The 24433-nt window shown below is 63.9% G+C and carries 29 protein-coding genes and 1 pseudogene; 8 read left to right on the top strand and 22 right to left on the bottom strand.

Annotation, left to right across the window (positions count from 1 at the left end):
* Positions 1–16 precede the first annotated feature (16 nt).
* The 10 genes and pseudogenes from ACKTS9_RS11950 to ACKTS9_RS11905 all read right to left on the bottom strand — a co-directional run bounded on the left by ACKTS9_RS11950 (position 17) and on the right by ACKTS9_RS11905 (position 6861).
* Positions 17–1339, bottom strand: coding sequence for a hemolysin family protein (locus tag ACKTS9_RS11950; protein WP_349215033.1), 1323 nt, complete (start codon positions 1337–1339; stop codon positions 17–19).
* A gap of 191 nt (positions 1340–1530) precedes the next feature.
* A complete protein-coding gene (locus ACKTS9_RS11945) occupies positions 1531–1950 on the bottom strand; it encodes a hypothetical protein (protein ID WP_407881007.1) in 420 nt (139 codons plus the stop codon).
* 139 nt (positions 1951–2089) lie between these two features.
* Positions 2090–2500: a flavodoxin gene (locus ACKTS9_RS11940; protein ID WP_407881004.1), complete on the bottom strand. Its 411-nt coding sequence runs from the start codon at positions 2498–2500 to the stop codon at positions 2090–2092.
* A gap of 21 nt (positions 2501–2521) precedes the next feature.
* Positions 2522–3076 (bottom strand): DUF3793 family protein, encoded by a 555-nt coding sequence (locus ACKTS9_RS11935; protein WP_349215030.1) that lies wholly within the window; start codon positions 3074–3076, stop codon positions 2522–2524.
* A gap of 126 nt (positions 3077–3202) precedes the next feature.
* Positions 3203–3610 (bottom strand): metal-dependent transcriptional regulator, encoded by a 408-nt coding sequence (locus tag ACKTS9_RS11930; protein WP_407880999.1) that lies wholly within the window; start codon positions 3608–3610, stop codon positions 3203–3205.
* A 14-nt stretch (positions 3611–3624) separates the two neighbouring features.
* On the bottom strand, positions 3625–3933 hold the full coding sequence (locus ACKTS9_RS11925; RefSeq protein WP_349215028.1) for a hypothetical protein: 309 nt from the start codon (positions 3931–3933) through the stop codon (positions 3625–3627).
* 84 nt (positions 3934–4017) lie between these two features.
* Positions 4018–4164, bottom strand: coding sequence for a FeoB-associated Cys-rich membrane protein (locus tag ACKTS9_RS11920; RefSeq protein WP_349215027.1), 147 nt, complete (start codon positions 4162–4164; stop codon positions 4018–4020).
* Between the two features lie 13 nt (positions 4165–4177).
* Positions 4178–6350 (bottom strand): annotated as a pseudogene (feoB, locus tag ACKTS9_RS11915) (ferrous iron transport protein B).
* Between the two features lie 62 nt (positions 6351–6412).
* Positions 6413–6634, bottom strand: a complete 222-nt coding sequence (locus ACKTS9_RS11910; protein WP_349215026.1) for a FeoA family protein — start codon at positions 6632–6634, stop codon at positions 6413–6415.
* A 14-nt stretch (positions 6635–6648) separates the two neighbouring features.
* Positions 6649–6861, bottom strand: a complete 213-nt coding sequence (locus tag ACKTS9_RS11905; protein WP_407880996.1) for a ferrous iron transport protein A — start codon at positions 6859–6861, stop codon at positions 6649–6651.
* A 150-nt stretch (positions 6862–7011) separates the two neighbouring features.
* Here ACKTS9_RS11905 and ACKTS9_RS11900 point away from each other — a divergent pair, with 150 nt between their 5' ends.
* The 3 genes from ACKTS9_RS11900 to ACKTS9_RS11890 are packed head-to-tail and all read left to right on the top strand — an operon-like array spanning position 7012 to position 8681.
* Positions 7012–7401: a metal-dependent transcriptional regulator gene (locus ACKTS9_RS11900; protein WP_407880993.1), complete on the top strand. Its 390-nt coding sequence runs from the start codon at positions 7012–7014 to the stop codon at positions 7399–7401.
* Positions 7398–8192 carry a DUF1848 domain-containing protein gene (locus ACKTS9_RS11895; protein ID WP_407880991.1) on the top strand — a complete coding sequence of 265 codons (795 nt, stop codon included), beginning with the start codon at positions 7398–7400 and terminating at the stop codon, positions 8190–8192. Before ACKTS9_RS11900 ends, ACKTS9_RS11895 begins: the two co-directional genes overlap by 4 nt.
* Positions 8193–8210: 18 nt before the next feature.
* Positions 8211–8681, top strand: a complete 471-nt coding sequence (locus tag ACKTS9_RS11890; protein ID WP_349215023.1) for an NAD(P)H-dependent oxidoreductase subunit E — start codon at positions 8211–8213, stop codon at positions 8679–8681.
* 37 nt (positions 8682–8718) lie between these two features.
* Here the strand turns inward: ACKTS9_RS11890 and ACKTS9_RS11885 are convergent, their stop codons facing one another.
* A complete protein-coding gene (locus ACKTS9_RS11885) occupies positions 8719–9636 on the bottom strand; it encodes an NAD(P)-dependent oxidoreductase (protein WP_349215022.1) in 918 nt (305 codons plus the stop codon).
* A gap of 119 nt (positions 9637–9755) precedes the next feature.
* Here ACKTS9_RS11885 and ACKTS9_RS11880 point away from each other — a divergent pair, with 119 nt between their 5' ends.
* From ACKTS9_RS11880 to ACKTS9_RS11860, 5 genes are all read left to right on the top strand, one after another.
* On the top strand, positions 9756–10586 hold the full coding sequence (locus tag ACKTS9_RS11880) for an HAD family hydrolase (RefSeq protein WP_349215021.1): 831 nt from the start codon (positions 9756–9758) through the stop codon (positions 10584–10586).
* 1 nt (position 10587) lies between these two features.
* A complete protein-coding gene (gene mutY, locus ACKTS9_RS11875) occupies positions 10588–11631 on the top strand; it encodes an A/G-specific adenine glycosylase (RefSeq protein ID WP_349215020.1) in 1044 nt (347 codons plus the stop codon).
* A gap of 61 nt (positions 11632–11692) precedes the next feature.
* A complete protein-coding gene (locus ACKTS9_RS11870; protein WP_349215019.1) occupies positions 11693–12016 on the top strand; it encodes a hypothetical protein in 324 nt (107 codons plus the stop codon).
* 80 nt (positions 12017–12096) lie between these two features.
* Positions 12097–12246, top strand: a complete 150-nt coding sequence (locus tag ACKTS9_RS11865; protein ID WP_349215018.1) for a hypothetical protein — start codon at positions 12097–12099, stop codon at positions 12244–12246.
* A 96-nt stretch (positions 12247–12342) separates the two neighbouring features.
* Entirely contained in the window at positions 12343–13638 is a 1296-nt protein-coding gene (locus ACKTS9_RS11860; RefSeq protein ID WP_349215017.1) for an MFS transporter, read from the top strand.
* Between the two features lie 44 nt (positions 13639–13682).
* On the opposite strand, the gene ACKTS9_RS11855 is transcribed toward ACKTS9_RS11860, so the two are convergent.
* From ACKTS9_RS11855 to ACKTS9_RS11805, 11 genes are all read right to left on the bottom strand, one after another.
* The gene (locus ACKTS9_RS11855; protein WP_349215016.1) at positions 13683–14285 is read right to left on the bottom strand and encodes a GNAT family N-acetyltransferase; all 603 of its coding nucleotides are present in this window, start codon (positions 14283–14285) and stop codon (positions 13683–13685) included.
* Complete coding sequence (locus ACKTS9_RS11850; RefSeq protein ID WP_407880984.1) at positions 14282–15037, bottom strand: C39 family peptidase; 756 nt, start codon at positions 15035–15037, stop codon at positions 14282–14284. Before ACKTS9_RS11850 ends, ACKTS9_RS11855 begins: the two co-directional genes overlap by 4 nt.
* A gap of 120 nt (positions 15038–15157) precedes the next feature.
* A complete protein-coding gene (locus ACKTS9_RS11845) occupies positions 15158–16003 on the bottom strand; it encodes a prephenate dehydrogenase (RefSeq protein WP_349215014.1) in 846 nt (281 codons plus the stop codon).
* Positions 15990–17258 carry a 3-phosphoshikimate 1-carboxyvinyltransferase gene (gene aroA, locus ACKTS9_RS11840; RefSeq protein ID WP_349215013.1) on the bottom strand — a complete coding sequence of 423 codons (1269 nt, stop codon included), beginning with the start codon at positions 17256–17258 and terminating at the stop codon, positions 15990–15992. The genes ACKTS9_RS11845 and aroA overlap by 14 nt, the downstream gene beginning before the upstream one ends.
* 4 nt (positions 17259–17262) lie before the next feature.
* Positions 17263–18279, bottom strand: coding sequence for a 3-deoxy-7-phosphoheptulonate synthase (gene aroF / locus ACKTS9_RS11835; protein WP_349215012.1), 1017 nt, complete (start codon positions 18277–18279; stop codon positions 17263–17265).
* A complete protein-coding gene (gene aroQ, locus ACKTS9_RS11830; protein WP_407880980.1) occupies positions 18276–18734 on the bottom strand; it encodes a type II 3-dehydroquinate dehydratase in 459 nt (152 codons plus the stop codon). The genes aroF and aroQ overlap by 4 nt, the downstream gene beginning before the upstream one ends.
* Positions 18706–19965, bottom strand: coding sequence for a shikimate kinase (locus ACKTS9_RS11825; RefSeq protein WP_349215010.1), 1260 nt, complete (start codon positions 19963–19965; stop codon positions 18706–18708). Before ACKTS9_RS11825 ends, aroQ begins: the two co-directional genes overlap by 29 nt.
* Positions 19950–21071: a chorismate synthase gene (aroC, locus tag ACKTS9_RS11820; RefSeq protein ID WP_349215009.1), complete on the bottom strand. Its 1122-nt coding sequence runs from the start codon at positions 21069–21071 to the stop codon at positions 19950–19952. Before aroC ends, ACKTS9_RS11825 begins: the two co-directional genes overlap by 16 nt.
* Positions 21068–22081, bottom strand: coding sequence for a 3-dehydroquinate synthase (aroB, locus tag ACKTS9_RS11815; RefSeq protein WP_407880977.1), 1014 nt, complete (start codon positions 22079–22081; stop codon positions 21068–21070). Before aroB ends, aroC begins: the two co-directional genes overlap by 4 nt.
* Positions 22082–22094: 13 nt before the next feature.
* Positions 22095–23168 carry a bifunctional chorismate mutase/prephenate dehydratase gene (locus ACKTS9_RS11810; RefSeq protein ID WP_349215007.1) on the bottom strand — a complete coding sequence of 358 codons (1074 nt, stop codon included), beginning with the start codon at positions 23166–23168 and terminating at the stop codon, positions 22095–22097.
* 41 nt (positions 23169–23209) lie between these two features.
* On the bottom strand, positions 23210–24373 hold the full coding sequence (locus tag ACKTS9_RS11805) for an aminotransferase class I/II-fold pyridoxal phosphate-dependent enzyme (protein WP_349215006.1): 1164 nt from the start codon (positions 24371–24373) through the stop codon (positions 23210–23212).
* Positions 24374–24433 lie beyond the last annotated feature (60 nt).

Below are 24433 nucleotides of genomic sequence, written 5' to 3'. Positions count from 1 at the left end.
GCGTGCGGAGCACTTTTTATTCTGCGGTCTGCACCCGGGAGACCTGCGCCTGCGGGATGCGCCGGCCCTGCACCGCGTCCACATGCACGTGCAGGCCCAGGCACTCCACGTCCAGCGGGGTGCCGTCCTGGGGGATGGTGTGCAGGCAGCTGAACACCATGCCGCCCAGCGTGTCGTAGTCCAGCTCGTCGGGCAGTTCCAGCCCCACGGCTTCGGCCAGGTCCTCCATGCTCACGCTGCCGGACACCTGCCACAGGTTCTCGCCCAGCTGCTGGATCTCCTCGGGCTCGGCCGGGTCAAATTCGTCGTAAATATTGCCCACGATCTCCTCCAGCAGGTCCTCCATGGTGATGACGCCGGCCGTCTCGCCGTATTCGTCCACCACCACCGCCAGATGGATCTTTTTCTGCTGCAGGTCCTGAAACAGCACGGTGCAGCGGATGCTCTCGGGCACGAAATAGGCCGGGCGCAGAAGCTGCTGCAAAGGCGCTGTGTCCCCCGTGCTGCGGCACAGCAGAAAGTCCCGGGCGTTGAGAACGCCCACGATGTTGTTGAGGTCCTCGCCGTACACCGGGAAGCGGGTCAGGCCGGTGCTCCGGATCCGCGCCAGGATCTCCGCATCGGTGTCGGTCAGGCACACCGCCTCCACGTCGGAGGCATGGGTCATGGCGTCACTGGCAATGGCGTCGCCGAAATCGAACACATTTTCGATCCACTCTTTTTCCTCCCGCTGGATGGCGCCCTTTTCCTCGCCCAGGTCCACCATCATGCGGATCTCCTCTTCGGTGACCGCTTCCTCCTCGGCCTCGGTCTTCATATGCAGAAGGCGCAGCACGCCGTTGGTGGAAGCGGACAAAAACCAGATGACCGGCCGCATGACCACCGACAGCCCGTACACCACCCCGCAGGTGAAGCGTGCCACCGGCAGCGGCTTCTGCATGGCGATGCGCTTGGGCACCAGCTCGCCCAGAATCAGCGTGAAATAAGACAAAATGATGGTGATGACGATGACCGCCAGCGCGTCCAGCGTGCCGGGGGAAAGCGCCCGGAAGCCCAGGTCCTCATACACCCAGTCCACCAGGTATTCGGAAAAGCTGTCCGCCGCGAAAGCGCTGCCCAGAAAGCCCGCCAGCGTGATGCCGATTTGAATGGTGGACAGAAAGCCCGCGGGCGTCTCCACCATTTTCAAAAGCCGCCCGGCCTTTGCGTCGCCTTCCTCCGCCATTCGCCGCAGCTTGGCCGGGTTCAGCGAAATGACCGCGATCTCCGTCATGGCGAAAAACGCGTTGAAAAAAATCAAAACTGCCTGCAGCAACAGCTGCCTTCCAATGTGATCCACTGCTTCTCTCCTCTTTCTTTTGAAAAAACAATAAAAGGCACAGCCCGCCTTCCCTGCGGAAGGCAGACTATGCCTTGTTCGATTCAGTTCGGTCCGGGTGCGCGGCGTCGCCGTCAGCGTCGTCCATAGTGGCCCTGCGTTCTCCTTTTTTAAATAAATTAAGACGATTATACGTGTTTTGGGGTGTTTTGTCAAGGGGCCGTTTCCCGCCGCTCATACACGATGGGGCCCCGGTGGCAGATGCTCAGCGTCACTTCCGCCAGCCGGTCGGGCAGCGACAGATACCCTGTGTACTGCACCTGATCGTAGCCGAAACTCTCGTCCAAGATCTCCAGCGGGCAGCTGCCGTACCGGTTCACAAACCGGCTCAGCTCCATCTTTTCGCCCTGAAAGCGGCCGTGCCGGCCGCTGGGGCTCAGCACCCAGGCCACCGAAAAATCCCAGTTCACCTGCTTTACGCACACGTCGCCGTCCTCCTGCCGCACCGGCCGGGACAACTTGAAATACCCCGTTTCCAGCCGCAGCCACAGATCGCCGCCCGCCCGCTCCAGCGCGCGCACCCGGGCGTCGTGCAGGCTGCAGGGCGCGTCAAAGACGTACTTGTACTCCATGGTCTCACCTCGGTGCCATCTTACCACACCGGCATTCTTCCCGCAAGGAAAAAGCCGCCCTTTCCGACCCCGTCCAAAGGCGGGAAAAGGCGGCTTTTTATGGAGGAAGTTTGTCTATGTAAAGAGAAGAAAGGCTGTTTTATTGTGCGGCCAGCGCCCGGCCCAGTGCCCGGCATTCGTCCAGCTCGCTGTCCTGCGGCGCTTCGTTCACCGTCACCGGGTCGGCACACAGCTGCGCGCCGGCTGCCCGCACCCGGTCGGCCCAGTCACGCATCCACTGTCCGTCACCCCATCCGTAGGAGCCGAACAGCGCCACGGGTTTTCCCGCAAGATGCGGTTCCAGTTCTGTGAAAAAGGGCTCGAACGCGCTCTCCTCCAGCACCTCGGCCCCCATGGCCGGGCACCCCAGGGCCAGCGCGCCGTACTGGGCCGCCGCACCGGCGTCAAGCTCGCTCACTTCAAACAGGTCCGCGCCCGCGCCCTCGGCCACCGCCTGCGCCATGGCCTGGGTGTTGCCCGTGCCGGACCAGTAGATCACTGCTGTTTTCATTGTCATCGCCTCCGTAGAAATTCACGCCGCCTGCAGCAGCTGCGCCAGTGTGATTCCCTGTTCCACCGCGCGCAGCACACAGGTGCGGCATGCGTCATAACATACAAAGCGTGCCCGGGCGGCCTCTACGTCGCCGTATACTTTCCAGTATCCGCACAGTTTGCACCCCGCGCCGCCTTTTTCCACAAAGGCCAGCACATCGTCCGCCGGATAGTCCAGAAACAGGCCGATCTCATGGGGAAACGCCCCGCCCTGCGCCAGCCGCGCCCGCAGCCGGGCCAGGTGCCCGTCCAGCGTGTCGCCGGGCGCATACCCGAACCGGGCCAGCACATCGCCGTCCCGCCGAAGCCGCCGGGCCAACAGCGCCGGCCGGTAGACCAGCAGCAGACTGCGGCGCCCGCATTCACACAGCAGCGTGAACGCGAGCCCGCAGGCCGCAAACTGCCGGTTGTAGGCCTCCACCGTACCCTGAAGGGCCGGAACCTTCTGCGCGTCCAGGGAGACCAGGTTGGCCGCTTTCGCCCCCAGCAGGGTCGGAGCACAGTACCTTGCCAGGTGCATTTCAAACAGGTCCAAAAGCGGCGCCTCCCTTCAGTTAGCCTTTGCTAACCAACTCGGAAAAGAAAAAGCGCGGCTTGCCTCACGCTTTTCTCTCCGTCGGTTAGTTTTGACTAACCTTATGGCTATAAGATACCATACCTTTCAGGCCTTGTCAACAGGTTTTTCAAAATTTTTGCTTTGGGCGGACTTTTTCCGGTCTTTTGCGGCCCGCAGCTGCGCGTAGGCCGCCGGGCTGACCGCATGGCGGACGCGATATGCCTCGGTCCGGGCACAGTCCGCAGGCAAACCCGCCTCACACAATAATTCTTCAAAATAACGCTGTTTTTCCCGTACCAGCAGGGCCGCCTCGCGCCCGGGACCGCTCAGGCACAGCACTTTGCCCGTGCGCACCACATACCCGTTTTTGCACAGCCCGGCCACCGCCCGGCTGACGCTGGCACGGCTGACGCCCAGGCGCCGGGCAAGGTCCACGGCGTAAACCGGCTGCTTTGTCTCGGTCAGGCTCAGCAGCGCCTCCAGATAATCGCCTCCGGCAGCGGAAAGCGTCATGGTTGTTCCTCCTTTCAAACGCCCGTCAGGGCGTGCACGGAACAGCCCTGCTCCGTCAGCACCCGGCGGATCTCCCGGCCGTCGGGCGGGCGGCGGCAGTACACCCGCACCGTGCCGCGCACCGGGTCGGCCACGGCCCGGCATTCTCCGGGCCGGTTCAGCGCCTGCTCCACCCGCCCGGCGCGGCCGCGCAGGCCTGACACCTGCGCCACCGCCAGATAGCTCAGGCGCGGCGCCCCACGTTCCCGGCGAAGCGTACGCCGCACCCGCAGCGCCGCCAGACACAGGCACAGCGCACACGCCGGTCCCAGCCATTCCGTCATGGCCCACACTCCTTCCGAAACACGCCGGCCCGGCCTTTGCCGGGCCCAAAAAGGCCGGGCCGTGAAGTACGGCCCGGCCCCGGTTCATTTTTTCGAATGGCACCCGCAGGAACCCGAGCAGCCGGAGCAGCCCGAGCAGCCGCCCTTTTTGCGCCTGCGGACTTCTGTCACAAGGATGGCCGCCACAACTGCAAAGATCGCCGCGGCCAGAAGCACAGTTTGTGCGTTCATGAGTTGCCTCCTCTCAGGCCTTCTCCGCCGCGCGGATGGAGAGGGCCGGTTTCCGATAATCTGCGTTGTATTTGTTGGGACGCACCAGCAGGTAGACCAGCGCCGCCAGCACCGCGATGGCCACCACTGTACCCGCGCCGAAGGGCACCTGCCCCAGAGCAAGACCGCCCAGCTGGTACACCAGCAGGGATGCGGCGTACGCAAAGCCGCACATGTAGCCGATGGCCGCCAGCGTCCACTTGCCGTTGTTCATCTCCCGCTTGATGGCGCCCATCGCCGCGAAGCACGGCGCGCACAGCAGGTTGAAGATCATGTAGCTGTATGCGGTGAGGGCCGTAAAGTCCGTGGCAATGTTGCCCCAGATCTCATCGCCCTCTTCCGCCACTTCGGCAAAGCCGTACAGCACGCCGAAGGTGCCAACCACGTTCTCCTTGGCGATCAGGCCGGTGAACGTAGCCACGGACGCCTGCCAGCTGCCGAAGCCCAGGGGCGCGAAAATGGGGGCCACCACGCTGCCCACCGCGGCCAGCAGGCTGTTGTTGTTGTCCTCCACCATGGTGAAGGCGCCGTCCACAAAGCCGAAGCCCTGCAAAAACCACAAAATCACAGAGGACGCCAGGATCACGGTGCCGGCCCGCTTGATAAAGCTCCAGCCGCGCTCCCAGGTGGCGTGCAGCACGTTGCGGGCGCTGGGCATGTGGTAGGCGGGCAGCTCCATCACAAAGGGAGCCGGTTCGCCCGCAAAAGCCCGGGTCTTTTTCAAAATCACGCCGCTGATGACGATGGCCGCCACGCCGATGAAATAGGCGCTGATGGCCACCAGACTGCTGCCGCCGAACAGCGCGCCGGCAAACAGGCCGATGATGGGCATTTTCGCGCCGCAGGGCACAAAGCAGGTGGTCATAACGGTCATTTTGCGGTCGCGGTCATTCTCAATGGTGCGGGACGCCATGACGCCCGGCACGCCGCAGCCGGAGCCGATGAGCATGGGAATAAAGCTTTTGCCCGACAGGCCGAATTTGCGGAACACCCGGTCCAGAATGAAGGCGATGCGGGCCATGTAGCCCACGTCTTCCAACAGGCTGAGCATCAAAAACAGCACCAGCATCTGGGGCACAAAGCCCAGCACCGCGCCCACACCGGCGATGATGCCGTCGGCCACAAGACCCGTGAGCCAGTCGGCCACACCCCAGCCCGTCAGCAGAGCGGAGGCGTTGCCCTGCAGCCATTCGGCCGCGAATACGTCGTTGGTCCAGTCGGTCAAAAAGGTGCCGAACGGCCCCATGGCGATCCAGTACACCGCCGCCATGACCCCCACAAAAATGGGCAGTGCCGCAATGCGGTTGGTCACCACCCGGTCGATCTTGTCCGAAACGCTGAGGCTGTGGGCCGCGGACCGCTTCTTCACGCAGCGGTCCATCACCTTGCTGATGTAAGCGTAACGCTGATTGGTGATGATGCTCTCCGCATCGTCGTCCATCTCTTTTTCGCAGTCCTGAATGTGCTGTTCGATGTGGTCGGCCAGCGCCGCGTCCAGCTTGCGCTCTTCCAGCACTTTTTCGTCCCGCTCGAACAATTTAATTGCGTACCAGCGCATATTTCTTTCGCTGATCTGACCGGTCAGAGATTCTTCGATGTGGGCGATGGCATGCTCTACGCTGCCGGTGAACACGTGGGGCGCCTCGGCTGCGGCGCCCGCGCGGGCCGCCTCCACCGCGCACTCGGCCGCGGCCATGCTGCCCTCGCCCTTCAGCGCGCTCAGCTGCACCACCCGGCAGCCCAGCTCCGCGCCCAGTTTTTGAATGTCGATGGAATCGCCGTTTTTGCGCACCAGATCGATCATGTTCACAGCCACCACCACGGGGATGCCCAGCTCGATCAGCTGCGTGGTCAGATAGAGATTTCGCTCAATGTTGGTCCCGTCCACGATGTTTAAAATCACGTCCGGCTTTTCCTGCACCAGATAGCTGCGGGCCACCACTTCCTCCAGCGTGTAGGGGCTGAGGGAATAAATGCCCGGCAGGTCCTGAATGACCACGTCCTTGTGGCCCTTCAGCCGCCCTTCCTTCTTTTCCACGGTCACACCGGGCCAGTTTCCCCACGTACTGGCTGGAGCCCGTCAGGGCGTTGAACAAAGTGGTCTTGCCGCAGTTGGGGTTGCCGGCAAGTGCGATGGTAATGCTCATTTCATTCACTCCTCCGAAACTCTTTGTAGTTAGTTTTAACTAACTATCAGGCATCAAAACACTTACTCCAGCTCGATCATCTGGGCGTCGGCCTTGCGCACGCTCAGTTCATACCCGCGCACATTCAGCTCCATGGGGTCGCCCAAGGGAGCCACCTTGCGCACGTGCAGCTGCACGCCTTTGGTGATGCCCATATCCATGATGCGGCGCTTCACCGGACCCTCGCCGTGCAGCCGCCGCACGGTCACGATGTCGCCCACTTTCGCGTCCTTCAACGTCTTCATGTTCCGTCCTCCCATCAAATCATCACGCGGTTGGCCAGCGTCCTGTCCAGAGCGATCCGGCTGTCTTTCACCTGACAGATCAGATTTCCCCCCAGCGCGCTGACCACCGTCACACAGCTGTCCACCACAAAACCCAGTTCGGCCAGGTGCTGGCGCACCTCATCCCTGCCCGTGATTTTCCGGATGATTACGGTCTGCCCGGGGTTTGCCATCGTCAAAGGCATCAATCCGCCTCCTCCTCTCTGCGTTAGACATGACTAACCTTCTTTTCGCATCAAGTTTACTCCAACTAACCGCGTTTGTCAATCCCCTTTTTTGCCTTGCCAAAACGGCGGTGCTGTGTTAAGGTGGAAACATACAGAAGGGAGCGAATGTTTTTGATACTGCACGAATCGGCTGAGGACTATCTGGAGACCATCCTGATGCTGAAGGAGCGTCTGGGCATGGTGCGCTCCATCGATATTGTGAACCAGACCGGATACTCCAAGCCCAGCGTCAGCGTGGCCATGAAAAAGCTGCGGGAGAGCGGGCACATCACCATGGATAAGGACGGCTACATCACCCTGACGGAGCAGGGCTCCCAGGTGGCGCAGCGGGTGTACCAGCGGCATCGCCTGCTGACCCGGTTCTTTATGACGCTGGGCGTCAGCAAGGAGACCGCCTCTGCGGACGCCTGCAAGATCGAGCACGATCTCAGCGAAGAGACGTTCCGCTGCATTCTGGAGCACGCCCGGCGGCATCTGGACGATCTGCCCGGCGAGCAATGACCCCGGCCATCGTCAGCGTCAGCCGCCGCACCGACGTGCCGGCCTTTCACGCGGACTGGTTTTTCCGCTGCCTGGAGCAGGGCTGGGCCATGGCGCAGGGGCCGGGCGGGTCCCGGTTTGTTTCGCTGGCGCAGCGGGACGTGGCGGGCTTTGTGTTCTGGACCAAGAATCCGGCCCCCATGCTGGACCGGCTGGACCAGCTGGGCGATGTGCCCTTTTATTTTCAATTTACATTGACTTCTTACGGCCGGGACGTGGAGCCGGGCATTCCGCCCAAAGGCGAGGTGCTGGTGCCGCTGTTCCGGCAGCTGTCCCGGCAGGTGGGCCGCCGGCGCGTGGTGTGGCGGTACGACCCGGTGTTTTTCAGCCCGGTGTACACGCTGGACTACCACCGCCGCTGGTTTGACCGGCTGGCCGGTCTGCTGGGGCCTTACACGGACACCTGCACCGTCAGTTTTCTGGACTGGTACCCGGTGATGGAGCGAAACATGACGCAGCTGGGCGCGCAGCACGAGACTTCGCAGCTGCGGCGCGAGGCCATGGCCTGTTTTGCCGCCTGTGCCAGGCGCGAGGGCATTCGGCTGGTGACCTGCGCTCAGGACGGAGATTTTTCCGATCTGGGCGTGACGCCCGGCGCCTGCGTGGACCCGGCCCGGCTGGGGCTGCCCCCCGCGGGGCGCGACCGGGGCCAGCGCCCTCTGTGCCGGTGCGCCCCCAGCGTGGACATCGGCTTTTACGGCAGCTGCCGGGGCGGCTGCCGGTATTGCTACGCCGCCCGCGGGGCATACTGAATGAAAAAAGGAGATTCCATGAACGAAGAACAGCTTTCGGAAATTTTTGACTATTACGCCGCTCTGCCGGACCCCCGCCGGCAGGAAAACCTGGTGGCCATGCTGCGGGAAATTCAGGACGTGCTGGGCTGCGTGCCCGACGGAGTGGCCGCTCAGGCAGCCCGGGCCGTGGGAGAGAAACCCGTGGTCCTGACCAGCCTGGTGCGCCGGTTCTCCACCCTGAAAAGCGCGGCGTGGAGCCACCGGATCACGGCCTGCAGCGGCGCGCGCTGCGGAGCCCGGCAGGGCGCCGAGGTCTATCGGGCTCTGTGCGAAGTGCTGCGGCCGGGACCGGACGGGGTCAGCGAAAACGGACGGGTGCTGCTGTGCACCCAGAACTGCCTGAAGCAGTGCCGCACGTCCCCCAATGTGCTGGCGGACGGGGTGCTGCACCCCCACATGACCCCGGAAAGCGCCCGGGAACTGGCGCGCAAACTGCTGGAAGAATAAAAAAACGAGGAAGGCGACAGTCCTTCCTCGTTTTTTGTCACACCTCGTATTCCGCCGGTTTTCCGTCCAGCACCGCCAGCACCTGCCGGGCCACGCACAGCCCGGTGCGCCGCAGCGCCTCCCGGGTGGTGGCGGCAATGTGCGGCGTGGCGATGAAATTTTCCAGCCCCAGCAGCGGGTTTTCCGGGCCCGGCGGCTCCCGGCGAAACACATCGCAGGCCGCGCCGCCCAAAGGTCCTTCCGTCAGCGCCCGAAGCAGCGCCGCCTCATCCACCACGCCGCCCCGGCTGGTATTCACCAGCAGCAGGCCCGGTTTTGCCGCCGCCAGAATGTCCGGTCCGATCAGGTTCCGGGTGCCGTCGTTCAGCGGCACGCCCACGGTCACCGCATCGCACTCACCGAACAGTTCCCGCAGGCTGCCGCTCCGCTCCATGCCCAGGGCCCGGGCGCGGCTGTCCGTCATGGACGGCGACCACACCCGCAGGCGCATGCCGAACCCGTCCCGCAAAATCTCGCCTGCCCGGCAGCCGATCTCGCCCGCGCCCACCAGGCCCAAGGTCCTGCCCCGCAGCTCCACGCCGCACAGCGACGCATCTCCGGGCCGGGCCGCGCCCGCCCGGGCCATCCGGTCCGCCCGGGGAACGCGCCGGGCCAAAGCCAGCAGCAGCGCCGCAATGTGTTCGGCCACGCTCTCCACATTTTCATGGGGCGCATACACCACCCGCACGCCCCGCCGGCGCGCCTGGGTCAGATCCACTCCGTCCAGCCCGCGCCCGTGGACGCCCACTGCGCGCAGGCGGGAGCATTTTTCAAAAAAAGCGCGGTCAACCGCAAAATTGCGGGTAATCACCGCGTCCACGGTCCCCAGCTGCGCCGGGTCGTCCGTCACCTCCGCACGCTGCCGCAGCAGTGCCAGCGCCGCGGGGTCCAGCGGTTCGCACACAAAGATCTTCATGTCCCCTTCCCTCTCTTCCGCCTTTCATGGTAGCACATCCTTTTGTGCGGAGCAAGGCGCTTTTCGTCCCGATTTTTTTGTGGTACAATGAGGTCATTCTTTCCACGGGAGGCGTTTTTTTGACCACACTGTACGTCACGGATCTGGACGGCACGCTGCTGAATGCCCAGGGCCGGGTCAGTTCCTCCACGGCGGCGCTTCTCCGTCCGCTGGTGGACCGGGGGCTGGCGCTGACCATCGCCACCGCCCGCACCCCTGCCACCGCTTTGGACCTGGTGCGCCCGCTGGGCCTGCACCTGCCCGCGGTGATGATGTCCGGCGCGCTGGTGTATGATCTGGGCACCGGGCGGCCGCTGGCCACCCGCAGCCTGTCCGCCGAAAGCCGCAGCGCGCTGCTGACCCTGCTGGACCGCGCCGGGCGGGACGCGCTGGTATACTGCGTGCTGGACGGCCGGCTGGTGGTGTTTCACCGCGCCCCCACCTGCGATTACGCCCGCAGCTTCATCGCCCAGCGCAGCGGCTCGCCGCATAAGCAGTTCGTGCAGGTGGAACACTATGGGCAGATCCCGCTGGCGGCCCGCTGTCTTCTGACCCTGTTCTGCCTGCCCTGCCCGGACCTCCCCCTGCTGGAGGCGCTGCAGCGCCTGCCCGGCACGCACTGCCTGTGCTACGCCGATGAATACGGCCGGGGTGTGACCGCCGAGGTCTTTCCCGAAGGGTGCGACAAAGGCGCGGGCGTGCAGGACCTGCGGCGCCTGACCGGCGCCCGGCGGGTGGTGGCTTTTGGCGACAATGTGAACGATCTGCCGCTGTTTGCCGCAGCGGATGAGCGCTATGCCGTGGCGAACGCTGCCGCGGCGGTAAAAGAGGCTGCCGACGGCGTGATCGCTGCCAACACACAGGACGGCGTGGCCCGCTGGCTGGCCGCGCGCGAAGGAGGGAGCCTCTGACATGGAAAACATCGCCCCGGCCCTGCTGGCCTGGTACGACGCGGAAAAACGGGTGCTTCCCTTCCGCACGGTGTCCACGCCTTACCGGGTGTGGGTCAGCGAGATCATGCTGCAGCAGACGCGGGTTGCCGCGGCGCTGCCCTATTTTGAACGATTTATGGAAGAATTGCCCACGGTGGCGGACCTGGCGGCCTGCCCGCCCGAACGCCTGACCAAGCTGTGGGAGGGGCTGGGCTATTACAGCCGGGCGCGAAACCTGCAGAAAGCCGCGCAGATCCTTGTGGAACAGTACGGCGGCCAGCTGCCCGATGACCCGGCTTTGCTGCAGAAGCTGCCCGGCATCGGGCCGTACACGGCAGGCGCCATCGCGTCCATCAGCTTTGGCAAGCGGGTGCCTGCGGTGGACGGCAATGTGCTCCGCGTGGCCAGCCGGCTGCTGCTGGACGAAGGCGACGTGACCACCCCGGCGGTGCGCACCCGCCTGACGCAGGCCGTGCAGGCCATGCAGCCGCCGGACCGGCCCGGCGACTACAACCAGGCGCTGATGGAACTGGGCGCACTGGTGTGCGTTCCCGGCGGACCGCCGCTGTGCGACGCGTGTCCTCTGGCCGGGCTGTGCCGGGCCCGGGCGGCGGGCTGCGCGCAGCAGCTGCCCGTAAAAGCGCAGGCCAAACCCCGGCGCGCGGTGGATTACACCGTGGTGCTGGCCACGGCACAAAGCGCGGTCCTGCTGTGCCAGCGCCCGGCGAAAGGCCTTCTGGCCGGGCTGTGGCAGCCGGTGATGCTGGAGGGAAGCCTGGACGAAGCCGCCGTGTGCGCCGCGCTAAAAGCAATGGGTCTCGCGCCCGGCGAGCCTCAGCCGCTGCCCAACGCCAAACATGTGTTTTCGCACCTGGAGTGGCATATGACCGGGTACCGGGTGCCTGTGGCGCCCTGCCCGGCCCCCGCGGGGTTCGTGTGGGCGCAAAAGGACCAGCTGGAGAGCGTTTACGCCGTGCCCGGCGCGTTCCGGGTCTACCGGGACGTGCTGAAAAAGTGCTTGTAATCCCTTTGCAAAGCAAGTATAATGAAGAAAACAGACGGCCGGTCGAAAGGAGTGCTTGTCAATGAGTTCCTGGGGCAAGATCGCACATACCGTGTACGGCGCGGGCAAGATCGCGGCCGCCGCAAAACACATGACACACAAGGCGGGCCGTGCGCTTCGCCCGCAAAAAGAGGAGGATGTTTTCACCATGAAGAAATCGACCCTGATCGCCATCGTCGCGTTTCTGTCCGCTGTAGCGGGTGCTTTGGCCGCTGCGTTCGTCTATCTGCGCCGCCGCGAGGCCGAGCTGGACGAGTACGAACAGCTTTTGTTCAGCGAGGATTTCAGCCACGAGGAGCCGCAGGATGATGCGGTGGAAGATGCGGCCGAGACCGAGGAGATCTGACATCGTTTTGAAAGAGCGGCTTTGCCTGGCAAAGCCGCTCTTTTTTATATCTTTTCAAATACGACAGGAGTGAGAGAACCATGATTGCGCTCGCCGTTATTTGCACGCTGATCGCCGGGGTGATCGGCGCATATCTGGAACCCGTTTCGTTTGCTGTTTCTCTGCCCATTGCGGTCATGGGCGGATTCATTCTCAAGGCGCTTTCGGACCGCGCGTCCTCTGAAAAGTGACCGTTTTTTCACCGGACGTAAAAAATACGTCAAAACACGGGACGCACAAGCACGGCCCGTGGTACAATAAGGGCAATCAAGAAAAGGGGGCATCTTATGAAACTGAATTACAAACGCACCACCCTTGTGGGCCTCGCCTTTCTGTCCATCTGCGCGTTCTGGCAGGTGTACGACAACCTGATCCCGCTGATTTTGAAAGAGACCTTTGCCGTGGACGACACGCTCATCGGCGTGGTCATGGCGCTGGACAACGTGCTGGCACTGTTCATGCTGCCGCTGTTCGGCAAACTCAGCGACAAGACCCGCACCCGTGTGGGCCGGCGCATGCCGTACATTGTGGGCGGCACGGTGGCGGCCGTGGTGTGTCTGGCGATTCTGCCCCTGGCCGAGCGGCAAAACAACCTTGTGCTGTTCTTTGCGGGGCTGGGCTGTGTGCTGATCGCCATGGCTACCTACCGCAGCCCCGCCGTGGCCCTGATGCCCGACGTGACGCCCAAGCCCCTGCGCAGCCAGGGCAACGCGGTCATCAACCTGATGGGCGCTTTGGGCGGCATGCTGATGCTGGGCACCATGCAAGTGCTTTTGCCCAAGCAGGTCACGGGCGAGGTGTTCCGCCCCAACTACCTGCCCATCTTTGCGGTGCTGGGCATTCTGATGGCCGTGTGCATCGCCCTGCTGTTCTGGAAGATCAACGAGCCGGCCTGCGTGCGCGCCATGGAAGAGGAGAGCCGCGCCGCGGGCCTTTCACCGGACGAAGAAGAAACCGCACCGGACGGCACGGGCAAAAAAATGCCCCCGGCCCAGGCGCGCAGCTTTGTCTTTATTCTGGCCAGCGTGTTTTTGTGGTTCATGGGCTACAACGCCGTTACCTCCGGTTTCAGCCGATACGCCACCCAGGAACTGAAGGGCAGTTTCTCGCTGATTTTGATGGTCTGCACGGCGGCGGCCATTGTGGCCTATCTGCCGGTGGGCGCCATCGCGGCGCGCATCGGCCGCAAAAAGACCATTCTGGTGGGCGTGCTGTTTTTGGGCGTGGCCTTTGCGGCGGGCTCGTTCTTCCATCAGGTGTCGGCGTTTTTGTACATTTTCTTCATTTTCGCGGGCTTCGGCTGGGCCTTCATCAACGTGAACAGCTACCCCATGGTGGTGGAGATGGCCGGCGGCGCGGACGTGGGCAAATACACGGGTTACTATTACACCGTGAGCATGACGGCGCAGATCGTGACGCCCATTTTCTCGGGCTTTCTGATGGGGCACGTGGGCTATCGCACCCTGTTCCCCTATGCGGCGTTCTTTGTGTTCGCCAGTTTTGTGACCATGCTGATGGTGCGCCACGGCGACTCCAAGCCGCAGCCGAAAAAAGGGCTGGAAGCACTGGATGTGGACGATTAAAAAAACGCGGGAGCGGCCAAAACCGCTCCCGCGTTTTTTCTGTTTCACTGGTCAGGCACCCCGGTTCCGTTTTCGAAAAAGCCATCCACCGGCTCCAGAAAATGGCGCGGATGCTGTTTCCAGTAACCCGAATAGGTCCAGTCCGAAGGCAGTGCAAAGTTAAGCTGGTACATGCGGAACGTGACCGGAACATTTTTGGGCTGCCACTGCTCGATATAACTGTACCGGTACATCATGCCGATTCGTCGCATCACCGCGCCGCTGGGCAGATTGTTCACGTCATGGGTGGCGGTCAGATAGGGCACGCCCTGCCGCCGCGCTTCTTCGGCCACCGCCCCGGCGGCCTCGGTGGCAAAACCCTTTCCCCGCAGTTTCGGCGCCAAAGCATAGCCCAGGTCCCAGGCGGGGCCGGGGCTCAATGTCACGTATCCTGCAGGCGCACCGTCCGCGCACACCGCAAAACACATGCCCGGGCCACGGACATGTGCCTCGATCCAGGCCTGCGCCTGCTCCACGTTCTGCAGCGCAAACATGGGCGGAAAACGGGTGGTCTCTTCCTCTTTCAAAAGTCTGTACACCGCCCCGGCATCCTCCGGCGTGAAGGGGCGCAGCAAAAGCCGCTGTGTATGCAAAACCGTCGTCTTCATTGGCTGTCTTCTCCAAATGCCACCGCCCGCTCCCCGGTGGTCCAGTACCGGCTCATGAACTGCTCCCGGTCCACGGTGACCGTGCCTTCAATGGGGTCCATCAGGGTGAAGGTGTCCCCTTCGTAGCCCGTCAGCACCATGCAGTGCAGGTTTGAAAAGGGATAGTATTCCTCGCCGCTGGGCAGCGTCCAGTGAAAGGAACTGAACAGCCGGGTGTCCATGTTCAGCGTGGCCCACACGATCACCGGCGTGCCCTCGTCCAGCCGGCGCATCAGATCCAGCGCCGACGCCCCGGTGATATCCACCGCGCGCCAGCCGGAGTTCTGTTCGGCCAGATACTGGTTTGCCGCCTGCACGACGGGCCCCGCAAAGCAATAAAACCCCGTATACCCTTCCTCCGGCCAGCCCGCGTAGGCCTCGGCCGGGTCCGGCCCGCAGGCGATCATGCCGTCCTCGCTGTAGGTGATGGGCTCGCTGGGGATATAGCCGTACACCAGCTCCAGCGCGGTCACGTCGTAGCCCAAAAACCGCAGCACCGCCGCCAGGCTGGTGGCCTCGCAGCCATTGGGCAGTTCCGGGTACTGGCACAGTTCCTCCACATCCAGAGAGGTCCCTGTGTCCACCGCCATCACGGACTTTACCAGCCCGGTTTTCCACCGCGCCGTGCTCTTCCATTCCACCGAAGGGCTGTCCGCCCCCAAAACCAGCAGCGCCAGAAGCGGCACCAGCAGGCGAAGCGCCCGTTTTTCCATGCGCAAAAACACCCCGTGCCGCCTCCCTTGCCTGACAGAAAGTTTCTCTTTCTATTATTTTAGGAGGGCGCACACGGGGGTGCAAGCATCTTTCGTCTTTTTTCGCCAAAAAACCACAAATTACCGGTCAAACATGGCCCTGCGTGCCGTGGAGCGACGGAACAGGTCCTTCAATCCTTCCTCGTCGCCGGCCTGCAGCTTTTCCTTCAGGTCCGTGAGGCTGGCCTCGAACTGTTCGATCTCGGCGCACAGCGCGTCCCGGTTCAAAAGGAACAATTCGCTCCACAAATGCTCGTTGATGCGGGCAATGCGGGTCAGGTCCCGGAAGGAATCGCCCGTGAACTCGCACAGGCGCGGGTCGCCGTTGGCGTTCATCAGGCTGACGGCGATGGCGTGGGTCAGCTGGCTGACATAGCCGATCATCCGGTCGTGCTCGGCGCAGCTGAGCTGCGCGATGTGGGCAAAGCCCAGCGTTTCGGCCAGCTGCCGGGCAAAGGCAATGCCCCGGGGCGTGTTGCGCTCCGTGGGGGTGATGATGAAGTTGGCCGGCCGGAAAATGGCGCTGTCCGCATACTCCACGCCGCTGACTTCCTTGCCCGCCATGGGGTGGCTGGCAATGAACTCCACCCCTTCGGGCATGGCGTCCTGCACCGGACCCACCACCGCCTGTTTGACGCCGCACACATCCGTGACCAGCGTGCCCGGGCGCAGAAACCGCGCGTTGGCCCGCACCCAGTCGATGAGCGCGTGGGGGTACAGCCCCAGGACCACCGCCTCGGCCTGCTCCAGCAGCGGCCGGGCATCTTCCGTGGTGCCCTGGGCGATCCAGCCTTTGTCCAGCGCGAAGCGGATGGCTTCGCCCCGCACATCCACCGCCGTGACGCGGCAGCCCGCCTCGGTCAGGCCACGGGCGTAGCTGCCGCCCAAAAGGCCCAACCCCACAATACAAAAATTACGTTGTTCCATCTGTTTTTACCTCCGCGCCCAGCTGCTGCATCCGGGAGAAAAAGTCCGGCCAGCTTTTGCGCACCGCCTCGGCTTCCTGAATGCACACCGGCACGTCCGCCGCCAGAGCCGCCACGGTCAGCGCCATGACCACCCGGTGGTCGTTGTGGCCCGCAAGGTCCGGCGCGCCGTGCAGCGATGCGCCGCGCACCCGCACCGTGCCGCCTTCGGCCTCGATGCGCCCGCCCAGCTTTTCCACTTCCTGCTGCATGGCGGCGATGCGGTCCGACTCCTTGACCCGCAGCCGTCCGGCATTGCGGATGACCGTCTCGCCTTCGCAGAACAAGCCCAGCACCATCAGGATGGGGCCCAGGTCCGGGCAGTCGGCCAAATCGATGTCCACGGCGCGCAGCGGCTGTTTTTCAAAACGCCAGCCGCCGGGCACCGCCGTCATGCCCGCGCCGCAGCGGCGCAGAATGTCGAAGATCACCCGGTCGCCCTGGCAGGAGTCCTCCCGCAGGCCCGTGACCGTAATGCCGCCTTTCACCGCGCCCAGCACTGCCGGAAAAGCCGCCTGGGAGGCATCGCCTTCCACCGCGCCGTTCCGGGGGCGGTAGCGCTGGTTGCCGGGAATGAAAAAGGTGTTTCCTTCCCGCCGCACCGAAACGCCGAAATCCGCCATGGCGCGCAGCGTCAGGGCCACATAGCTCTGGCTTTCAAAGGGCGGGGTCACCTGCAGCACGCTGTCGCCGTCCAGCAGGGGCAGCGCCAGCAAAAGCCCGCTGATGAACTGGCTGGACACGCCGCCCTCCACCCGGTACTCCCCCGGGCGCAGGGGGCCGCACAAGGTCAGCTCCTGCTGGGTTTGAGAAAACGGCAGGCCCTGCCGTTCAAACAGGCGGGCGTACACGTCCTGGGGGCGCTGCATCAGACGGCCGTGCCCAAGCAGACGCACCGGCCGGCCGCAGCTCGCCAGCAGCGGAATGAAAAAGCGCAGGGTGCTGCCGCTTTCGCCGCAGTCCACCGGGCCGTCGGGCGCTGTCAGGCGGCCGCCGCAGCCGTCCACCACAGCCCGGCCCTCTTCCAGCCGGACCCGCGCGCCCAATGCCTCCAGCGCACGGGCCGTGGCCAGCACGTCCTGGGACGGGTCCACCCGGTCGATGACGCTGCGGCCTTCCGCCAGGCCCGCGCAGATCAGCAGCCGGTGGGCCATGCTTTTGGAGGGAGGCGCCTCCAGCGTGCCGAAAACGCGGCTTCGTTCGATGGTCACCCGCATGGCGTCACATCTCCCGGCCGATGACCCGGGCGATGGCCCGGCCCTTTTCGATGACCGCGGCAAAGCGGTCCGGCTTCAGGCTCTGGGCCCCGTCGGACCAGGCGCACTCGGGATTCTCGTGCACTTCGATGATCAGCCCGTCCGCCCCGGCGGCAATGGCCGCCAGACTCATGCTCTCCACATAGCGCCAGTTGCCCGTGGCATGGCTGGGGTCGATGATGATGGGCAGGTGGGTTTTCTCCTTGATGATGGGAATGACCGACAGATCCAGCGTATTGCGGGTGTATTTTTCAAAGGTACGGATGCCCCGCTCGCAGAAGATGACGTTTTCGTTGCCCGCGGCCATGATGTACTCGGCGGACATGATCCATTCCTCGATGGTGTTGGCAAGGCCCCGCTTGAGCAGAACGGGCTTTTTCATTTTGCCCACGGCTTTCAAAAGCTGGAAGTTCTGCATGTTGCGCGCGCCGATCTGCACCAGGTCCACATACTGTTCAAACTCTTCGATGCGGTCCTCGCTCATCAGCTCGCTGACGATGGGCAGACCCGTGGCTTCCCGGGCCTTCACCAGGTCCAGAATGCCCTCGGTGCCCAGGCCCTGAAAGGCGTAGGGCGAAGTGCGGGGCTTGTAGGCGCCGCCCCGCAGCATAGTGCCGCCGGCGGCCTTGACCTTTTTGGCCACATCGATGGTGGGCTGCTCGCCCTCCACGCTGCACGGGCCGCCGATGACCACGATTTTTTCGTGGCCGCCCACTTTCACGCCCGCCACATCGATGATGCTGTCCGCCTCGTGAAACAGGCGGTTGGCCTTTTTGTACGGCTCGGACACCCGCTGCACGTTTTCCACATAGGGATTGGCCCGGATCTGCTTTTCGTCCAGAATGGTGGTGTCGCCCACCAGGCCGAACACGTTGTAGTCCGTGCCGCGGATCATGGTCACGGACAGGCCCTTTGCCTCAAATTCGTGAATAATTTTCTCCAGCTCTGCAGCCGGGGTTCCCCGTTTGGTGCTGATGATCATGACTGTTTCTCCCCTTCGTCCCTGTTTTGCCCATCGGCCAGCAGCGCTTCCATGCCGCGCACGTAGCCCTCTTTTCCAAGGCCGATGAAATGATATTTGCAGGCCATGCCCGCATAACTGATCTGCCGGAAGCTCTCCCGCTTGGTCACATCGGACAGATGCACCTCCGCCGCGGGCAGCGCCATCGCCTTCAGCGCGTCCAGAATGGCCACGCTGGTGTGGGTGTAGGCCGCCGGGTTGATGACGATGCCGTCCACCCGGCCCAGCGCCTTTTGAATGGCCGTGACCAGCTCGCCCTCGCTGTTGGACTGAAAGAACTCCACCTCACAGCCCAGGCGGGCGGCCTCGCCCTTCAGATATTCCAACAGGCCCTCATAGGTCAGGGTGCCGTAGATGTCCGGCTCCCGGATGCCCAGCATGTTGATGTTAGGCCCGTTCACAATCAAGAACTTCATAAAAACGCTCCTTCACACGGTCCGCCACCGTGTAAAACGGGGCGTCGTTGTTCACTTTTGCATGGCAGGCCTTTTGGTACAGCGGCGCGCGGACCGCGTACTGCGCCTCCAGCGCCTGCCGGCTTTGGGACAGGGGCCGCGCGCCCCCGGGCTGCAAGTCCTGTAAAGGCCGGTCAATATACACCACCACGCCGTTCTGGCGCAGGGCGGCCACGTTCTCCTCCCGCAGGACCACGCCCCCGCCCGTGGACAGCACCTGCCCGCTCTCCCTGGCGAACCGCGCGGTCACCCGGCTTTCCACGTCCCGGAAATAGGTCTCTTTGCCGGGAGCCAGAATCTGCGAAATGGGGCGGCCTTCCTGCCGCTCGATCTCCGCGTCCAAATCCACAAAGCGCTTGCCCAGCAGCTTGGCGCAGGCCTTGCCCAGGCTGGTTTTGCCGCAGCTGGGCATGCCGATGAGCACCAGGTTCGCCTGTTTGGCGCGCAGATCCCGGTAGATGGACTCGATTTCTCCATCCGGTATTTTTTTATCCGTAAAATACTCTGCGGCGTATTTCGCCTGTGCCACCAGCATGGACAGGCCGTTCACACACCGCACGCCCAGCGCCTCGGCCTGCTGCAGAAGGGCCGTGTGGAAGGGGTTGTACACCACGTCCGCCACGGCTTCCAGCCGGGGGAAGGCCGTCAGGTCCAAAAGGCACTCCCCATTGTTGGGGTACATGCCCGCGGGGCTGACGTTGACCACCACTTCCACGTCTTTGCGCTTCATGGCGTCCTCGTAGGACAGCGCGCCGTTTTTGCCGCTGCGGGAGGCCAGAAGGACCTCCTTCGCGCCCTGATCCCGGGCCACGGCGGTCACGGTGCGGCTGGTGCCGCCGGTGCCCAGCAGCAGCACCGTGCGGTTTTGAAAAGCAATGCCCGCCCGCTTTGTCATGTACGCAAAGCCGGCGTAGTCGGTGTTGTAGCCGTACAGCCGGCCGGATCGGTTGATCACCGTGTTCACCGCGCCGATGGCAGCGGCCTTTTCATCCACTTCGTCGCAGGCGGCCAGCGCCAGCTGCTTGTAGGGGATGGTCACGTTCACGGCCCGGAAGTCCCGGGATGCGAAAAACGCCCGGGCCGCGTCCTCATCGGGCAGAGGCACCAGGTCGTAGGCATAGCCGCCCAGCGCCTCGTGAATGGGTTTGGAAAAGCTGTGGCCCAGCTTTTGGCCGATCAATCCGTATTCCATGACGAACCCTCCTGCCAGGCTGTGCCGAACTGCTGCGCGCACAGGTCCGCCAAACCGAACGCCACCAGACTGTCCTGCACCACACGGGCCCGGTGCACGATGCACGGGTCGTGCCGGCCGTTGATCTGCAGGGTGGCGTTGCGCTTTGCGGCGTAATCCACCGTCTGCTGCACTTTATAAATGCTGGGGGTGGGCTTGACCACAGTGCGCAGCACCACGGGCATGCCGTTGGTGATGCCGCCGTTCACCCCGCCGTTGCGGTTCTGGGTGGTGACCACCCGGCCGCCCTGCATGCGGAAGGGGTCGTTGGCCTGGCTGCCCCGCAGGCCCGCCAGCGCAAATCCGTCGCCGAACTCCACACCTTTCACCGCGGGAATGCTGAACAACAGGCCGGCCAGCACGCTCTCCACGCTGTCAAAGAAGGGTTCGCCCACGCCTGCGGGCAGGCCCAGCACCACGGTTTCCAGCACGCCGCCCACGCTGTCGCCCTCGGCGGCGGCCGCCTCGATGGCCCTTGTCATGGCCGCGCCCCGCACCTCGTCCAGCACGGCGAAGTCCTTTTCATTCAGCTGCCGTGCCTGGCGCAGCAGCGTCTCCGGGTCCCGGGAGAAAGGCGCATCCTCCACGCCCGCGCATTTGGCCAGGTGCGTGGCAATGACCACGCCCTTGTCCTCCAGCATCTTCGTAAAAATGCTGCCGGCGGCCACCACGGGTGCGGTGAGCCGGCCGGAGAAATGGCCGCCGCCCCGGGCGTCCTGATAGCCGCCGTACTTGGCATAGGCCGTGTAATCCGCATGACCGGGGCGCAGAAGGTCCGCGGTCTTGGCGTAGTCGCCGCTGCGGGTGTTCTCGTTTTCAATCAAAAGGGTCAGGGCCGTGCCCGTCGCCCGGCCCTGGTACACGCCCGATACAAAGCGCACCCGGTCGGCCTCGGTGCGGGCCGTGGAAATTTTACCCTTGGCCCGGCGCTTGTCCATCTGGCGGGCCACAAACGCCTCGTCGATGACCGTGCCCGGCCGCAGCCCTGTGACCACAGCGCCGATGGCGGGGCCGTGGCTCTCACCGAAGACGGTCAGGGTGAAGGCAGTGCCTGTGCAGTCGCTCATTGGATCCCCTCCCCGATCAGCGTGCGAAGCTCTTCCAGCGGAATTTTGTCCAGCCGCACCTGACCCAGCTCGGGCACGCGCACCACGGTCACCGCGTCGCCCGACGCCTTTTTGTCATGGGTCGCAAACCGGAAGATCTCGTCGCCGTCGTATTCGATGGACGCGGGCAGCCCCAGGCGCTTGTACACCGCTTTGACCCGGCTGCGCAGCGCCTCGTCCTCGATCATGGGCAGCATGCCCAGCGCCACGCACTCGCCGTGGTACAGGCCACCCAGATGCTCGGCGCTCTCGATGCCGTGGCCGATGGTGTGGCCAAAGTTCAGCACCGCCCGGCGGCCGGTCTCCCGCTCGTCGTTTTCCACCACGTTCTTTTTCACCACCAGGCTGCGGTACAGGATCTCTTCCAGGTCCTTGTCCGCGTCGCCGGTCTCAAACAGTTCAAACAGATCCTCGTCGGCGATCAGGCCGGCTTTCACCGCCTCGGCCAGACCGTTGATGAAATGGCGGCGGGGCAGCGTGTCCAGCGTGTCCGGGTCCGCCACCACCAGCCGGGGCTGATGGAAGGCGCCCACCACATTTTTGGTGCCCGCCAGGTTGACGGCGGTCTTGCCGCCGATGGAGGAATCGATCTGGCTCAGGGTGGTGGTGGGGCAGTTGATGAAATCCACGCCCCGCATGTAGCAGGCAGCCGCAAACCCGGCCAGATCGCCCACTACGCCGCCGCCCAGCGCCAGCACCGCGTCCGAACGGCCGAACCCGGCTTCCAGCATGGTGGTGAGGATGCGCTCCAGACAGGCGAAGCTCTTGGACCCTTCGCCCTGGGGCACGCACACCTCCACGCCCCGGCCGCACTGGGCCAGAATCGCTTCCACATAGCGGCGGGGCACGCCCTCGTCCGTCACCACCAGCACCTTTCGGTTCAGGTTGATCAGCTGGTTGACCCGGGCCAGAGCGCCCCGGCGCACCACGATGTCATAGCTGCGCACACCAAGACGCATGGTCAGTTTCATGTTGCTCTCTCCTTTATTCCCGGCCGTACACGCCCAGCACCCGGGCGGTGCGGCACAGACCGTTCAGTTTTTCCAACAGCGCGCGGGAGCTGTCCGAAGACACGTCGCCCACCAGCTCCACATAAAAGTAATACTCCCAGGGCACATGGGGCATGGGCCGGCTTTTGATGCACTCCATGTTGAAGCCCATCTCCCCGATGGCCTGCACCACCCGGGCCAGACTGCCGGCCACATGGTCCACGGTAAACAGCAGGCTGAACCGGTTGCCCGCCGCGGCCATCTCCCGTCCGATGACGATGAACCGGGTGGTGTTGCTCTCGCTGGTGTTCACGTCTTCCGCCAGCACCGCAAGGCCGTACAGGGCCGCCGTCTCTTTTGAGGCGATGGCCGCCAGCGTCACGTCGCCGGTCTCGGCCACATACTTGGCCGCGGCGGCGGTGTTGGCCATGGGCCGGGTCTCCAGCCCCAGCGTGCGCAGGAACTTTGCCGACTGCTGCAGCGCCTGCGGGTGCGACACCACCTGCCTGACCTCGCTCAGCTTTGCGCCGGGCACGCCCAGAAGGTTCTGGCTCACGGGCAGATCGTACACCTGCTGCACGCACAGGTCTTCGTGGGCAAAGCACAGATCCAGCACTTCGCTGACGTCGCCCGCATGGCTGTTTTCAAAGGGCAGCACGCCGCAGGCGGCCTCGCCCTTTTCCACCGCGTCAAACACCTGGGCCCAGGTGGGGTACGCCCGGGCCGCTGCATGGGGGAACAGCCGGGTCAGCGCAATGTGGCTGAAGGCGCCCTCCACCCCCTGATAGGCCACGGCGTCCCGGGCCAGCACCCGGCTTTGAAACGCCCGGGACACGGCCATGTTGTGCCGCACAAAGTCCTCGTACCATTCGGCGTACGCTTTGTCCGGCAGCAGCGCCAGGTTCTTTTCCACCACAGCCTCTTCCCGGGATGCATCCAGCACCGGAAGGCCGTGTTCTTTTTTATAGGCCACCACGTCCCGCACCGCGTCCATGCGGCGGCAGAACAGCTGCGCCATCTGGGCGTCCACTTCGTCAATGACGGCGCGCGCCTGTGAAAGTTTGTCCACGCAAACCACCTCGTTTTTGCCAGTATACCAGAGCACCGGCCTTATTTCAATTGCAGCAGGGGCATTTGGGCCATCCGGTCAAAGGCCTCGGCCATTTTGTCCACGCCCACGGTGCAGGCGATGCGCAGATAGCCCTCGCCCGCGTCGCCGAAGGCCGAGCCGGGCACCATCAGCACATGGGCCTCTTCCAGAATCCGGGCGCAGGCCTCCATGCTGGTCAGCCCGGTCTTTTTGATGCCCGGGAACAGGTAGATGCCCCCCGCCGCAGGGCTGAGGGTGAAGCCCGGGATCTCCCGGATGCGCTTTGCGCCGTATGCCATGCGTTTCTCAAATTCCGGCACGATCTGCCGCGCGTATTCGTGCCGTTTTTCCAGCGCGTACAGCGCCGCCCGCTGGGAATAGCTGGGCGCGGAGAAGATCAGGCTGTCGTTGATGCGCTTCACCGCCCGGCAGATCTCCGCCGGGGCCACGATGTTGCCCACCCGCAGGCCGGTCATCACAAAGTTCTTGCTGAAACTGTTGATGGTCACCGTGCGCTGCGCCATCTCCAGCAGGCTCATGATGGGGACAAAGCGCCCGCCGTACACAAAACTGGTGTAAATGTCATCCGCGATGACCAGCAAATCGTGCCGCCGGGCAAACGCCGCCAGCGCGGCCAGGGTCTCGTCCGAATAGCACACGCCCGTGGGGTTGTTGGGCGTGTTGATCAGCAGCGCCTTGGTGCGGCCGGTCACATAGGCTTCGGCCCGCTGCACGTTGGGCTGCCAGCACTCCTCTTCGGTGCAGGGCACGCACACGGGCACGCCGCCCGGGATGCGCACCTGCTGCTCATAGGCCGAGAAGTACGGGTCGAACACAAGCACCTCGTCTCCTTCTTCCAGCACGGCTTCCATCACAAGGCTCATGGCCGCGCAGCCCGCCGTGGTCACAAACACGTTCTCCCGGCCGATGTTCACGCCATAGTCCTCGGCGTAAAAGCGCACGATGGCGTCCCGCAGTTCCGGATATCCCCAGGGGTCGCTGTACTTGGTGTACCCGGCCAGCGCATCCGCCCCCGCCTTTTCCAGAATCTCCGCCGGCACCGGAAGATCCGGATCTCCGATGGAAAAATCAATGATGTCCGGATACAGCTTCGCCTTGTCCGTCACCGTCATCAAGGGGTTCGTCTCCTCGCCCTGCCACTCTTTTGCCAAAAACTGACGCATTCCCATTCCCTCCGTGATTTGACGATTTGGGTCCAGTATACCACGTTTGGAACAAGTTTA

The sequence above is a fragment of the Owariibacterium komagatae genome, assembly GCF_045865535.1.
GTDB lineage: Bacteria > Bacillota > Clostridia > Oscillospirales > Ruminococcaceae > Ruthenibacterium > Ruthenibacterium komagatae.
The sequence above is the reverse complement of the archived record's forward strand: the minus strand, read 5'-3'. Positions and strand labels throughout refer to the sequence as shown.